Annotated in this window: 10 protein-coding genes and 1 riboswitch; of the genes, 4 read left to right on the top strand and 6 right to left on the bottom strand. The window is 64.7% G+C overall.

The window, feature by feature from the left end:
• Window positions 1-5 precede the first annotated feature (5 nt).
• Window positions 6-1,139 (bottom strand): acyl-CoA dehydrogenase family protein, encoded by a 1,134-nt coding sequence (locus HZZ16_RS21510; protein WP_197951436.1) that lies wholly within the window; start codon window positions 1,137-1,139, stop codon window positions 6-8.
• A 36-nt stretch (window positions 1,140-1,175) separates the two neighbouring features.
• Window positions 1,176-1,718, bottom strand: a complete 543-nt coding sequence (locus tag HZZ16_RS21505; protein WP_027576569.1) for an OsmC family protein — start codon at window positions 1,716-1,718, stop codon at window positions 1,176-1,178.
• A gap of 247 nt (window positions 1,719-1,965) precedes the next feature.
• Between HZZ16_RS21505 and HZZ16_RS21500 the strand changes: the two genes are divergently transcribed.
• Window positions 1,966-2,613 carry a TetR/AcrR family transcriptional regulator gene (locus HZZ16_RS21500; protein WP_197951434.1) on the top strand — a complete coding sequence of 216 codons (648 nt, stop codon included), beginning with the start codon at window positions 1,966-1,968 and terminating at the stop codon, window positions 2,611-2,613.
• A 178-nt stretch (window positions 2,614-2,791) separates the two neighbouring features.
• Here HZZ16_RS21500 and HZZ16_RS21495 read toward each other — a convergent pair whose 3' ends face one another.
• Together HZZ16_RS21495 and HZZ16_RS21490 are read right to left on the bottom strand one after the other, a co-directional pair.
• Window positions 2,792-4,474, bottom strand: a complete 1,683-nt coding sequence (locus HZZ16_RS21495; RefSeq protein ID WP_246510302.1) for a tetratricopeptide repeat protein — start codon at window positions 4,472-4,474, stop codon at window positions 2,792-2,794.
• 97 nt (window positions 4,475-4,571) lie between these two features.
• A complete protein-coding gene (locus HZZ16_RS21490; protein ID WP_197951431.1) occupies window positions 4,572-5,771 on the bottom strand; it encodes a TrmJ/YjtD family RNA methyltransferase in 1,200 nt (399 codons plus the stop codon).
• A gap of 340 nt (window positions 5,772-6,111) precedes the next feature.
• Between HZZ16_RS21490 and HZZ16_RS21485 the strand changes: the two genes are divergently transcribed.
• Window positions 6,112-7,326 (top strand): NADP-dependent isocitrate dehydrogenase, encoded by a 1,215-nt coding sequence (locus HZZ16_RS21485; protein ID WP_197951429.1) that lies wholly within the window; start codon window positions 6,112-6,114, stop codon window positions 7,324-7,326.
• Window positions 7,327-7,456: 130 nt separating this feature from the next.
• On the opposite strand, the gene HZZ16_RS21480 is transcribed toward HZZ16_RS21485, so the two are convergent.
• Both HZZ16_RS21480 and alaS read right to left on the bottom strand, forming a co-directional pair.
• Window positions 7,457-8,683 carry a cyclic nucleotide-gated ion channel gene (locus HZZ16_RS21480; RefSeq protein ID WP_197951427.1) on the bottom strand — a complete coding sequence of 409 codons (1,227 nt, stop codon included), beginning with the start codon at window positions 8,681-8,683 and terminating at the stop codon, window positions 7,457-7,459.
• A gap of 6 nt (window positions 8,684-8,689) precedes the next feature.
• Window positions 8,690-11,368: an alanine--tRNA ligase gene (gene alaS / locus HZZ16_RS21475; protein WP_197951425.1), complete on the bottom strand. Its 2,679-nt coding sequence runs from the start codon at window positions 11,366-11,368 to the stop codon at window positions 8,690-8,692.
• A 223-nt stretch (window positions 11,369-11,591) separates the two neighbouring features.
• Window positions 11,592-11,682: riboswitch (glycine riboswitch) on the top strand.
• A gap of 147 nt (window positions 11,683-11,829) precedes the next feature.
• Here alaS and gcvT point away from each other — a divergent pair.
• Both gcvT and gcvH read left to right on the top strand, forming a co-directional pair.
• Window positions 11,830-12,975 carry a glycine cleavage system aminomethyltransferase GcvT gene (gene gcvT, locus HZZ16_RS21470; RefSeq protein WP_197951423.1) on the top strand — a complete coding sequence of 382 codons (1,146 nt, stop codon included), beginning with the start codon at window positions 11,830-11,832 and terminating at the stop codon, window positions 12,973-12,975.
• Between the two features lie 9 nt (window positions 12,976-12,984).
• Window positions 12,985-13,353 (top strand): glycine cleavage system protein GcvH, encoded by a 369-nt coding sequence (gene gcvH, locus HZZ16_RS21465; protein WP_197951420.1) that lies wholly within the window; start codon window positions 12,985-12,987, stop codon window positions 13,351-13,353.
• Window positions 13,354-13,357: the final 4 nt, after the last annotated feature.

The following is a 13,357-nucleotide window of genomic DNA, read 5'->3' as shown; positions in this document are numbered from 1 at the left end:
GGAACTCAGAAATCGGCGAGCATCTTGCGCAGCTGCTTGGTGGCCGGCGTGACGATCGCGACGAAATAGGCCTCGCGCAGGCGCCGCTGCGCGCGGTGGCTTTTGAGGTACCCGCGCGCGCCACAATGCAGCATCGCCGCATGCGCCGCCGCGACGCTGGCCTCGCCCGCGCGAAGCCGCAGCGCGATCACCTTGCGCCAGTAGGTCTCCTCCTCGTTGTAGGGATCGCGTGCCAGCGCCATGGTCTCGGCCTCGAGCTCGGCGGCGAGCTCGCGAAAGTGCACCGGCTGCTGCGGCAGATGGCGGTTGATATGGCCGAGGGGATTGTCGACCTCGTCCATGATGTTGATGCAATCCTTGATCACCCCGAGCGCCATGCCGGCCTGGAGCAGGATGAAGCCGGCGCGGATCTTCTTGACGAAGGGCGCGGCGGGATCGGCGAGGATCAGCTCGTCCGGCACGAAGGCGTCGCGGAACTGCACGCCATAAGTGCCGGTGCCGTCCATCGCGAGGAACGGCTTGCAGGGCGTCAGCGTGATCGCGGGGTCGGAGCAATCGGCCAGGAACATCACGGTGCCGGGCTCGCCGCCTGCGGTGCCCTGCTCGTCCTCGCGCGCGAAGATCGTGCCGAAATAATGGTCGGGGCCGAGATTGGAGACCCAGGGCAACGCACCGCGCACGATGTAGCCGCCTTCGACCTTGCGGCCCTTCAGCTTGAGCTTCTCGATGCCGAAAAAGCTCTTCATGGGATTGGAGAGCCCGGTGCCGCCGAGCACGCGACCGGTCGAGAACGCGTCGCCAAAACGCTTTGCGAGCTTCACATTGGTGGAATTCGCCGCGTACCAGACCAGTGTGTTCTGGCACCACGCCATGAACGCCGTCGCCCCGCAGATCTCGCCGATCGCCGCCATCGCCTGGATCGCGCAGCGCAGATCGGCGGAGCCTTCGTGCGGCACGTGGCTGCCCCACGCCCCGACCGCGCCGAACTTGCGCAGCACCTCGGCCGGATAGACCGAACCGTCGTCGATGCCGGCGGCGAGCGGCGCAAGCTCTTGCCGCGCGATCCGCGCCACCTCGTCCGCAATGGACGGTGCGGGCTGATCCAGAACGTCGGCCCGCGATAAAGCCAGTGAACCCATGATCGTCTCCCCGCACCCTGTCCTGATTGCCGTCTGCTAGATGCCGACCTCGAGATTGACCGGCCGGGTGAAGGTGTTGGCGACCGGCGACCATTTCTTCACATGGGCGACCAGCGCGTTGATCTCGTCCGGCGAGATGCCCTCGCATTCCATGTCGACCTTGACGCGGACGTCGGTGAAGCCGACCGGCTTGTCGGAGGTGTCGCCGGTGCCCCAGACCGCGGTGATGTTGAGATCGCCTTCGAGCTCGAGCTCGAGCTTGTTGACGATCCAGCCGCGGTGCACCGCGTTGGCATGAAGGCCGACGGCAAGGCACGAACCGAGCGCGGCGAGCGAGGCCTCCGACGGATTGGGCGCGGTGTCGTCACCCAGAAGACCCGGCGGCTCATCGACGATGTAGGGCGGCAGGTTGCGGATATAATTGGCGTGGCGGAATTTGCCCTCCGCGACCGTCTTGCACTTCAAGGTCTTGATGACCTTCGGATTTGCCTTGCCGTTGGCAATCAGTTGCTCGAGCCCGTTCTTGTCGATGGGCGCGAGGCACCCCGTCAGCACTGTCTTCTGAACGACGGCAGTCATCAGTCTTCTCCCTGGCAGAAGTGGAAATCGGCAGGATACCGAACGGTCTGTTTCCTTGCATGGAGCGTGCCAGAGATCGCAAAAAACAAAACGCGAGGCTTTGGAGCCGCTTAAGCCTCGATGCCTACGGATTGATCGGCCGGTCCTTGCTCAAACGCGATGCAGACCTGCCAGGCTTTGCGAATCTTTTCAGCGCCAAACAGATGCGGCTTGCTGATGCGGCACGGCTGCGGGTAAGTTCGAGTCCATGGCAAAGACGTCATCGAAGAAGAATTCGCCCCACGCCGCTGCCGGCGAGGACGAATCCGCACGCGGTCGCCTTCTCAACGCGGCGACGCATCTGTTCTGCAAGAACGGCATCAACGCCACGGGCATCGATGCGATCATCGAAGAGGCCGGCACCGCCAAGACCACGCTCTACAAATTGTTCGGCTCCAAGACCAACCTCGTCAACGCCGTGCTGGAGAGCGAAGGCAAGCAATGGCGCGAATGGTTCATCGGCGCCATGGAGCAAGGCGGGGGCGATGCGCAGGCGAAACTCACGCGCATCTTCCCCGCGCTGAAGAGTTGGTTCGCCGAAGAGCGATTCTACGGCTGCCCCTTTATCAACGCCGTCGGCGAGCACGACAAGGACGCCAAGCAGTTCCGCAACATCGCGCTAAAGCACAAGAAGATCGTGCTCGGCCATATCGAGAAGCTCGCCAGCGAGCTCGGCTCAGCCGAGCCCGCAGTGCTGGCGCACCAGCTCGGCCTCATCATCGACGGCGCCATCGTCGCCGCGATGATCTCGCGCGACCCGGGCGTGGCCGATACGGCGGCCCTCACCGCAGGCCCCCTGCTCGGCCAGGCCAAGGCGAAGAAGAAGCGCGCGGCGGAGCAGCTGGAGACGGTCTGATCTCGCCGCGATCTCGCAGTCTCGTAGGGTGGGCAAAGGCGCAAAGCGCCGTGGCCACCATTCGCTCTCAGCTGCGTTGATCGGCATGGTGGGCACGCTCCGCTTTGCCCACCCTACGAGGCTGTCTCAACATTGCCGATCAACATCGGCGGGCACGCTTTGCTGTGCCTGACAAAAGTCAGCGGCTCGCTCGCAACGCGACAAGCTCGACGTCGGCGGCTTGTTTCTCGATAAAGGTCTTCGGGCAATCAGCTGCCGCCAAGTCCAACAGCCTCAACGCCTCTTCCTTGGAGCCGCCCTGCAGTGCGTGCTCAGCAATATAGAAATTCGCCTCGCATACCTGCGCCTTCTTCTTCGTGGGGTCGGCATCGTGCGCCGCGCTGAGCACTTGCTCCGGCGTCATGGTGCCAAGAAAGAGATTGACGATCGGCGCGGGCCATTTCGCCGTGTCCAGCTGCTTTGCAGCCTCGTTCAGCCGGCTCGGTTGGTCACTGCGTTTTGCAACAATTTCGCGCCATACGACCGGATAGGCATCCCTTGGATTGAGCTGGATCGACTGATCGAGGTCGGCCAACGATTTGGTGAATGAAGCACTCTGCCAATAGAGCCTAGCGCGATGAAAGTAGGCGCGCGCATCCTTGGCATCGAGTTGCACGAGTTGATCGTAGTCCGCGATCGCGCGGTCGAAGTCCCCCTTGGTTCTGTACGCATGGCCGCGAGACGATATTGCGTCCTTGTCCTTGGGATTGAGGCGGATCGCCTCATCATAGTCTGCGATAGCGCGGTCAAAATCTCCTTTCGCGTAGTAGGCCACTCCCCGCGCGCGGAGCACTGGACCATCCCCTGAAGAGAGTACAATTGATTCACCAGCGACGAACGCGGAAATGGAGCCATCGTCCTGACCTTGAATCTGAGGCTGTCTGTCGCCGGGGTTTACTTGATCCTGATGTGCCAGCCGGATCGCCTGGTTGTAATCGGCAATGGCCCGGTCATAGTCGCCTTTTCGAGCATAAGCGACGCCGCGGCAGGCGTAGACAGATCGGCTTCGTGGGTTCAGCTCGATGATCCGGTCATAGTCGGCGATAGCGCGGTCGAGTTCGCCGAGCTGAGAAAAGGATTCGGCTCGGAAATAGTGGAAATACTCGTTCCTTGGCTTGATCAGCATTGTTTGATCGAGTTCGGCCAATGCACGCTGTCTGTTGCCCTTGGCGAAGTAGACCCGGCCGCGGCACAATTGGCCTCCGCCGGTTTGCGGGCTTATCTCGACCGCTCGATCACAGTCGGCCATGGCCCGATCCGGATCCCCCTTGCGGACGTAAGCGAGGCCCCGTTCGACGTGCGCTATGACATTGTCCGGATGGATCAGGAGGACCTGATCATAGTCGGCGATGGCGCGGACGAAGTCGCGCCTCGCCGAAAAGACGTGAGCACGTCCTATATATGCATAGGTGTTCTTCGGATCGAGCTCGATCACTTTGGCATAGTCTGACAGCGCGGCCTCGGGCTCTCGCTTTTGGAGAAACGCAGAAGCTCTAGCGAGGCGCGCGTTCAGATTGTCCGGATTGCGTTCGATGATCTGGTCGTAGTCCGCAAGCGCAAGATCGACCTCACCCTTCTGGCGGTAGAACATGGCCCGGCGGAAGCGCGCCATGATCACGCCTTGCGACATGGTCGGCGCCGCCTCGATCATCGCGGTGCAGCCCGCGATGCGGTCATCAACGCTGAAATTCCCGACCGCGTTGCACTTGGCGGTCAAGGGCATTTCCGCGCGGGCGCCTGATATTTCGAGCAAGGCCGTCAGCGCCAAAACACCGAAGCTTGCTGCCGCACAAATGAGTGCGCGGACGATCATTCCAAACATACGGTCCCCAACCCAATTCCGGAGGACCGTCATAGCAACCAAATACGCCTCTGCACAGCCCTCGGTTGCGGCGTGCGCAACAACGGTCCCGCCAGCGCTATGCCGATTCCGCCATCATCCCCTGCAGCCTTGCCAGCTCCGCCTCAAGATCGCGCTCCACATCCACTGCCCGAATGTCGAGCACCCGATAATCCCGCGCCTCGAGCCAGCTCCGCCGCCCCGCGCGGTCCGCCGCGATCGCCTCGCCCTCGCCCGGGTTGACCAGCTCGATTGCGATCCGGTGCGGGAACGAGACGAAGTCCGGGATGTGGCGGCCGACCGGCGTCTGCCGCTTGAATTGGCCGGCGAAGCGGCGGTCACGCGTCAGCGCCTGCCAGAGCAGGCGTTCGGCGTCGGTCGGGTTGCGGCGGAGCAGGCGGGCAAGGCCCCGCACGGTCGAGCCGCTGTCGGAGACGCCGCCGCCCTGTCCGTGCTCGGCCAGCAGCGCGCGCAGGCGCGTTGCTTGCTCGCCGTCGAGCACGCCGCCCTTGGCCGGACCCTTGCGCCCCTCGGCGATCGCCATGATCACGCCGTGCAGGGTGTGCATGTCCTGCTTGGTCGGCTCCATCCGCGTGAAGATGTTGCGCAGGTTCACCAGCATGGTGTCGCGCTTCTCGGCCGGGCGCAGGAACTCGACCTTGTCGAGCTCGCGCACGAGGTTGTCGAAGAACGCCTGCATCTGGTGCTGCGAGGCGCGCTCGGAGCGCTCCGGCATGGCGTGCGGCAATTCGCCTGACGTTGCACGCTTGAACCATTCATAGCCGACCAGCAGCACGGCCTGGGCGAGGTTGAGCGAGGCAAAGCCCGGATTGACCGGGAAGGTGATGATGCGGTTGGAGAGCCCGACTTCCTCGTTGGTCAGCCCCCAGCGCTCGCGGCCGAACAGGATGCCGGCCCGGCCGCCGGTCGCGACGTGACCTGCGATCTCCCTGGCTGCGGCCTCCGGCCCCACCACGGGTTTGGCCTGGTCGTGGGGGCGTGCGGTGGTGGCGAACAAGAGGTCGAGGTCGGCGACCGCCTCTGCCACCGTGCCGAACAATTCGACCTTTTCCAGGATGTGGTCGGCGCCGGCCGCGGCCCGCTGCGCCGCGATATTGGGCCAGCCGTCCCTGGGATTGACGATGCGCAACCGGTCGAGGGCGAAATTGCCCATGGCGCGCGCGGCCATGCCGATGTTCTCGCCGAGCTGCGGCTCGACCAGGATCACGATGGGACCGTCGAGGGAAAGGCCGGCCTTGCTCTTGTCAGTCCCCGACATCTCGCTTCGCTTTCACTCTTCGTCTTCGAGGCCTTGGCAAGGCCGATTCAGGAATTGATTCAAGCGGCGCCCCGGTCCGGGCCCGCCCTCGCGGTCTGTCGTTTGCCTGTCCTGAAAAAATTCTCAAGGGAAATAACGGCTTGGATTCGACTTTTAACTCTCTTCTGAATCCGCAGATCCGGCCCTGCAGCGGGGTGGCTCCCCGCTGCCCGCCTGCGGAAGCTGGATGAGCTAAAAGTGCATAATCCCTTGGCTTTCGCCCGCCGCGTCTGGGTGCTAAGAGGCGGCGGATATTCCCGTGGCGCGCCGAATGCGCCGTTCCCAAGAGGCTTCCCCGATCATGGCAAAAATCAAGGTATCCAATCCCGTCGTCGAGCTCGATGGCGACGAGATGACCCGGATCATCTGGCAGTACATCAAGGACAAGCTGATCAACCCGTTCCTGGATGTGGAGCTGCTCTATTTCGACCTGGGCATGGAATACCGCGACCACACCAACGATCAGGTCACGATCGATGCCGCCGAGGCGATCAAGAAGGTCGGCGTCGGCGTCAAGTGCGCCACCATCACCCCCGATGAAGCCCGGGTGAAGGAGTTCAATCTCAAGCAGATGTGGAAGTCGCCGAACGGCACCATCCGCAACATCCTCGGCGGCGTCATCTTCCGCGAGCCGATCATCTGCAAGAACGTGCCGCGCCTGGTTCCGGGTTGGACCAAGCCGATCATCATCGGCCGCCACGCCTATGGCGACCAGTACCGCGCCACCGACATCAAGTTCCCCGGCAAGGGCACCCTCTCGCTGAAGTTCGTCGGCGAGGACGGCACCGTGATCGAGAAGGAAGTGTTCAAGGCGCCCGGCGCCGGCGTCGCGATGGAGATGTACAATCTCGACGATTCCATCATCGACTTCGCCCGCGCCTCCTTCAATTATGGCCTGCTCCGTAATTACCCGGTGTACCTGTCGACCAAGAACACGATCCTCAAGGTCTATGACGGGCGCTTCAAGGACATCTTCCAGGACATCTTCGACCGCGAGTTCAAGAAGGAATTCGACGCCAAGGGCCTGACCTACGAGCACCGCCTGATCGACGACATGGTCGCCTCGGCGCTGAAATGGTCCGGCGGCTATGTCTGGGCCTGCAAGAACTACGACGGCGACGTACAGTCCGACACGGTCGCGCAGGGCTACGGCTCGCTCGGCCTGATGACCTCGGTGCTGCTCACCCCCGACGGCAAGACCGTCGAGGCCGAAGCGGCCCACGGCACGGTGACCCGCCATTACCGCGAGCACCAGAAGGGCAAGGAGACCTCGACCAACTCGATCGCCTCGATCTTCGCCTGGACCCGTGGCCTCGCCCACCGCGCCAAGCTCGACAACAACCCCGAGCTCGCCAAGTTCGCGAGCACGCTGGAGAAGGTCTGCGTCGACACCGTCGAGGCGGGCTACATGACCAAGGACCTCGCGCTGCTGGTCGGCGCCGACCAGCGCTGGCTCTCGACCACCGGCTTCCTCGACAAGGTCGCCGAGAATCTGACCAAGGAGCTGGCGGCGTAAGCCGCCAACCACGCGTCATTGCGAGCGCAGCGAAGCAATCCAGAAATCCCTCTGCGGGTAAAATCTGGATTGCTTCGTCGCAAGGGCTCCTCGCAATGACGAGGCCCCGCTTTCGGAGGACGTCGACCGCTCAGCGGTCGGTGCCTTCCTTCTCCGCCTGCGCCAGCTCTGCCGCCGCGAGATCGCCGGCATCGGCGAGACGCGCCTTGGCGGTTTCGTGGACGTGATCCGCGAGCGTCGGCATGCGCGCGATCAGGGCGTGGAAATCCTGGGCATCGAGCACGAGCAGCCGCGTCTTGCGCGTCGCTGTCACCGTGCCGCTGCGCTTGGTCTTATGCAGCAGCGCGATCTCGCCGAAGAAGGTGCCGTCGGCAAGGCGCACATGCTGGTTCGGCAACGCGATCTCGACCTCGCCGGCGGTGATGAAATACATCGACGAGGCGACATCGCCCCGCCGCACCAGGATCTCGCCCTGCTCGATGGTGCGCGCCCTGAGCAGGCGCATGATGTCGGCGATCTCCGCGGCGGAGAGGTGCGAGAACAGCGGCACCCGCGCCAGCATGCCCCAGGTGACGACGAAATCGCGCCGCCTCACCTCCTCGGCAAAGGCGCTCGAGATGATCGCGACCGGCAGCGCGATCATGGCAAACCCTGAGATGATGGCGAAGGTCGAGACGAACTTGCCGAGCGGCGTCACCGGCACGACGTCGCCATAGCCGACCGTGCCGAGCGTCACGATCGCCCACCACATCGCCTGCGGAATGGTGCCGAGCTTGTCGGGCTGCACGTCGCGCTCGATGGCGTAGAGCAGCGAGGCGAAGGTCAGGACCGCGCCGATCAGGATGACGATGCAGCCGATCAGCGCGCGCCGCTCGGCATGCACGGCCGCGAGCAGCGAGCGCAACGCCGGCGAATAGCGGATCAGCTTGAAGAACGGCAGCACGCCAAGCGCGGCCAGCGTCGCGTGCCGGCCGGTCGCGAGCACGATAGCGGCAGGCAGGAAGGCCATGAGATCGATGATCCCGAGCGCCGAGAAGGCATAGCCCAGCCGGTCGGACAGCGCCGATCCCTTGCGCTGGGTATGCCCCGCCACGGTCCACAGCCGCGCCGCATATTCCAGCGCGAACACGATCACGCACAGGGCGGCGATGCCGGAGAACAGCATGTCGAACCGCGCGTCGAGCTCCGGCACCGAGGCGAGGACCATCGCAGCGACGTTGAGCACGATGACGGCGATGATGACCTGGATGAAGCGCGACCCGACCGAATAGGCCAAGGGGTCGTGCTCCAGCAAATCGTAGAGGCGATCCCGTAAGTCCGGATCGCGAAGCCCACGTCCTCGCGGAACGAGGCGCATGGCGATTTACGCGCCCGCCATCGCTTTTTCGATCGCGCTCAGGGCCTCGGAGGCCTTGGCGCCATCGGGACCGCCGGCCTGGGCCATATCGGGCCGGCCGCCGCCGCCCTTGCCGCCGAGCGCCTCGGAGCCGATGCGCACCAGGTTGACGGCGTTGAAGCGCGCGGTGAGGTCCGGCGTGACGCCGACCACGATTCCGGCCTTGCCGTCCTCGGTGACGCCGACGATGGCGACGACGCCCGAGCCGAGCTGCTTCTTGCCGTCGTCGGCGAGACTCTTGAGATCCTTCATCTCGATGCCTTCGACCGCACGCGCCATCAGCTTGACGCCGCCAGCCTCGCGCACGCTAGAGGCTGCGCCGTTGCCGGCGGTGCCGCCGCCGCCCATCGCCAGCTTCTTGCGGGTATCGGAGAGCTCGCGCTCGAGCTTCTTGCGCTCCTCCATCAGCGCGGCGATGCGCGCCGGCACGTCGTCGAGCGAGGTGCGCAGCTCGTTCGCCGCGATCTTCGCCAGCGCCATGGTGTCGTTTGCATGCTTTCGCGCGTAGTTGCCCGTCAGCGCCTCGATGCGGCGCACGCCGGAGGCGACCGCGCTTTCGCTCGTGACCGTGATCAGGCCGATATCGCCGGTGCGCTTCACATGGGTGCCGCCGCAGAGCTCGACCGACCAGCCGAGCGCGTTGGCGCCGCGCTCGCGCGCGGTCCTGCCCATCGAGACGACACGGACCTCGTCGCCGTATTTCTCGCCGAACAGCGCGCGCGCCCCGGCCTCGCGGGCTTCATCCACGCCCATGATGCGCGTGGTGACCTCGTCGTTCTCCAGCACCACATCGTTGGCAATGTCCTCGACCCGGGCAAGCTCCTCGGCCGTGATCGGCTTCGGATGCACGAAGTCGAAGCGCAACCGATCCGGCGCGACCATCGAGCCGCGCTGGGCGATGTGATCGCCGAGCACCTGGCGCAGTGCCTCGTGGATGATGTGGGTCGCCGAGTGATGGGCGCGGATGGTCGAGCGGCGTGCGTGATCGACTTCGAGCTGCAACGCCGTGCCGAGCTTCACTTCGCCACTCTCGACCGTGCCGATGTGGACGAAGAGATCGCCGAGCTTCTTCTGCGTATCGGTGACGCGAACCTTGATGCCGCCCTCGCCCGACAGCACGCCGGTGTCGCCGACCTGGCCACCGGACTCCGCATAGAACGGGGTCTGGTTCAGCAGAAGCGCGCCCGTCTCGCCGGCCTTGAGGCTCGTGAACTCGGCTCCGTCCTTGACCAGCGCCGAGACCACGCCCTCGGCGCTCTCGGTCTCGTAGCCCAGGAATTCGGTCGCCCCGAGCTTCTCGCGCAGCGGGAACCAGATCGCCTCGGAGGCCTCCTCGCCCGAGCCCTTCCAGGACTCGCGCGCCTTGGCCTTCTGCCGCTCCATCGCGTCGGTGAACGCCGCCTGGTCGACGCCGATGCCGCGCGACTTCAGCGCGTCCTGCGTCAGGTCGAGCGGGAAGCCGTAGGTGTCGTACAGCGTGAAGGCGACGTCGCCGTCGAACATGTCGCCCCTCTTCAGACCGGCGCTCTTCTCGTCGAGGATGGCAAGGCCGCGCGACAGCGTTTTGCGGAAGCGGGTCTCCTCCAGCCGCAGCGTCTCCTCGATCAGCTTTTCCGCGCGCATCAATTCCGGATAGGCCTGGCCCATCTCGCGCACCAGCGCCCAGACCAGCCGATGCATCAAGGGCTCCTTGGCGCCGAGGAGCTGCGCATGACGCATCGCGCGGCGCATGATCCGGCGCAGCACATAGCCGCGGCCCTCGTTCGAGGGCAGCACGCCGTCGGAGACCAGGAACGCCGAGGATCGGAGATGGTCGGCGATGACGCGGAACGAGGCCGCATTCTGCTCGGTCGGGCCGCTGCCGAGCGCGGACGCGGTGGCGTCGATGAGGTTGCGGAACAGGTCGGTCTCGAACACGCTTTCGACGCCCTGGAGGATGCAGGCCATGCGCTCCAGGCCCATGCCGGTGTCGATCGACGGACGCGGCAGACCGACGCGCTCCTCCTTCGTCACCTGCTCGTATTGCATGAACACGAGATTCCAGAATTCGAGGAAGCGGTCGCCGTCCTCTTCCGGCGAGCCGGGAGGACCGCCCCAGATGTGCTCGCCGCGGTCGATGAAGATCTCCGAGCACGGGCCGCACGGCCCGGTGTCGCCCATCGCCCAGAAATTGTCCGAGGTCGGGATGCGGATGATGCGGTCCTCGGAGAAGCCGGCGATCTTCTTCCACAGACCCGCCGCCTCGTCGTCGGTGTGATAGACCGTGACGAGCAGCTTGTCCTTCTTCAGCCCGAACTCGCTCGTGATCAGCTTCCAGGCGAGCTCGATCGCGCGCTCCTTGAAGTAATCGCCGAACGAGAAATTGCCGAGCATCTCGAAGAAGGTGAGATGGCGCGCCGTGTAGCCGACATTGTCGAGGTCGTTGTGCTTGCCGCCCGCGCGCACGCATTTCTGCGAGGTGGTGGCGCGCTGATAGGGCCGCTTCTCGACGCCGGTGAAGACGTTCTTGAACTGCACCATGCCGGCATTGGTGAACATCAACGTCGGGTCGTTGCGCGGCACGAGCGGCGAGGACGGCACGATCTCGTGGCCGTTCTCGGCAAAGTAGTTCAGAAAGGTCGACCTGATCTCGTTGACGCCGCTCATGTTCATCCAATCGGGTGTGCTTGGGCCCGCTTTTCGCCGTCCAAACCGAAAGATTAAGGCTGATATCTGCGGGCCAAAGCGCTTTTAGACAAGGCCAGCTTCGCTGTCCAGAAACTGTGCAAGGAGATCAGAGGGTTGCCGCAGGCGCGCAATCCCGTTGGATAGGGCGCGCGGACGCGTTGACAGGCTTGGCTCCCCTGTGGTCTCTACCCATCTGTATCGTACGGCCACGTCGGGAGAGACCGGCACCTGGTAGCCGGCGCCGAAGGAGCAACCGCCCCGGAAACTCTCAGGCAAAAGGACCGCGTGGCTTTGACAGCATCTGGAAAGAGGCGCCGACGGGCTTAAGACCCGGACAGCGTCCGCCGACGGGATAATACTCTCAGGCACAGCGACAGATGGGGCTTCGACTGGTGTCCATCGGGGAATCCTCCCCGGGGAACCGCCGAGGGCCCCCTAAGATGCTAGCGCACGACCAAAACTCCCTGAAACGTACCCCCCTCTACGACCTCCATGTGTCCCTGGGCGGCAAGATGGTGCCGTTCGCGGGCTATGACATGCCCGTGCAGTACCCCGCGGGCGTGCTGAAAGAGCACCTCCATACCCGCGCCAAAGCGGGCCTGTTCGACGTTTCCCATATGGGCCAGCTCGCGCTTCGGCCGAAGTCGGGCAAGGTCGAGGACGCCGCCCGCGCGCTGGAGCGGCTGGTGCCGCAGGATATCGTGGCGATCGCCGCGGGGCGGCAGCGCTATGCCCAGTTCACCAACGACGATGGCGGCATTCTCGACGACCTCATGGTCGCCAATTTCGGCGATCACCTGTTCCTGGTCGTCAACGCCGCCTGCAAGGACGCGGACGAGGCGCATCTGCGCGCGAACCTGTCCGACGACTGCGTGATCGAGCAGCTTGCCGACCGCGCGCTAATCGCGCTGCAGGGCCCGAAGGCCGAAGCGGCGCTGGCGAAATTCTGTGCAGAGGCGCCCGGCTTGACATTCATGGACGCCGGCCCGCATGAGGTCGCCGGCATCAACTGCTTCGTCTCGCGCTCTGGCTACACCGGCGAGGACGGCTTCGAGATCTCGGTTCCATCAGGCGATGCCGAACGTCTCGCCAGGATGCTGCTGGAAAATCCCGACGTGCTGCCGATTGGCCTCGGGGCCCGCGACAGCCTGCGGCTGGAAGCCGGGCTGTGCCTCTACGGCCACGACATCGACACCACCACCACGCCGGTCGAAGCCGCCCTGGGATGGTCGGTGCAGAAAAGCCGCCGTACCGGCGGGACGCGCGCCGGGGGCTTTCCCGGCGCTGCGAAGATCCTCGCTCATTTCGACGGCGGCGCATCCCGCCGCCGCGTCGGCCTGCTCGCCCTGGGACGCGCGCCGGTGCGCGAGGGCGCGTTGCTGTTTGCCAATGACGCGGGCGGCGAGCCGATCGGACAAGTCACCTCGGGCGGCTTCGGCCCGAGCCTGAATGCGCCAGTTGCGATGGGCTACGTGCCCACCGCCTCGAGCGCGCTTGGCACAAAACTCTTCGCCGAGGTGCGCGGCCAGCGACTGCCCTTGCAGGTCGCCGCCATGCCCTTCGTGAAAAACACCTACAAACGCTGAGGACGAGACATGACCACGACGCTGTACACTTCCGACCATGAATGGCTCGCCATCGACGGCGATGTCGCCACGGTCGGCATCACCGATTACGCGCAGCAGCAGCTCGGCGACGTCGTGTTCGTCGAATTGCCCAAGGTCGGCCGCGCGCTGAAGAAGGCCGAAGCCGCCGCCGTCGTCGAATCCGTCAAGGCCGCCTCCGACGTCTACGCGCCGATCTCCGGCGAAGTGCTCGAGACCAATGCCGAGCTCGTCGCCGAGCCGGCGCTGGTGAACTCGGATGCGCAAGGCAAGGCCTGGTTCTTCAAGATCAAGATTGCCGACAGAAGCGAGCTCGGCGGCCTCATGGATGAAGCCGCCTACAAGGCGCATACGGCTTAACGAC

Source organism: Bradyrhizobium glycinis (assembly GCF_016031655.1).
GTDB classification, from domain to species: domain Bacteria; phylum Pseudomonadota; class Alphaproteobacteria; order Rhizobiales; family Xanthobacteraceae; genus Bradyrhizobium; species Bradyrhizobium glycinis.
The sequence above is the reverse complement of the archived record's forward strand: the minus strand, read 5'-3'. Positions and strand labels throughout refer to the sequence as shown.

Coding starts and splice junctions, on each gene's coding strand:
- gcvH (WP_197951420.1), top strand. CDS start 12,985: ATGACCACGACGCTGTACACTTCCGACCATGAATGGCTCGCCATCGAC.
- HZZ16_RS21495 (WP_246510302.1), bottom strand. CDS start 4,474: ATGTTTGGAATGATCGTCCGCGCACTCATTTGTGCGGCAGCAAGCTTC.
- alaS (WP_197951425.1), bottom strand. CDS start 11,368: ATGAGCGGCGTCAACGAGATCAGGTCGACCTTTCTGAACTACTTTGCC.
- HZZ16_RS21480 (WP_197951427.1), bottom strand. CDS start 8,683: ATGCGCCTCGTTCCGCGAGGACGTGGGCTTCGCGATCCGGACTTACGG.
- gcvT (WP_197951423.1), top strand. CDS start 11,830: ATGCTAGCGCACGACCAAAACTCCCTGAAACGTACCCCCCTCTACGAC.
- HZZ16_RS21500 (WP_197951434.1), top strand. CDS start 1,966: ATGGCAAAGACGTCATCGAAGAAGAATTCGCCCCACGCCGCTGCCGGC.
- HZZ16_RS21505 (WP_027576569.1), bottom strand. CDS start 1,718: ATGACTGCCGTCGTTCAGAAGACAGTGCTGACGGGGTGCCTCGCGCCC.
- HZZ16_RS21485 (WP_197951429.1), top strand. CDS start 6,112: ATGGCAAAAATCAAGGTATCCAATCCCGTCGTCGAGCTCGATGGCGAC.
- HZZ16_RS21490 (WP_197951431.1), bottom strand. CDS start 5,771: ATGTCGGGGACTGACAAGAGCAAGGCCGGCCTTTCCCTCGACGGTCCC.
- HZZ16_RS21510 (WP_197951436.1), bottom strand. CDS start 1,139: ATGGGTTCACTGGCTTTATCGCGGGCCGACGTTCTGGATCAGCCCGCA.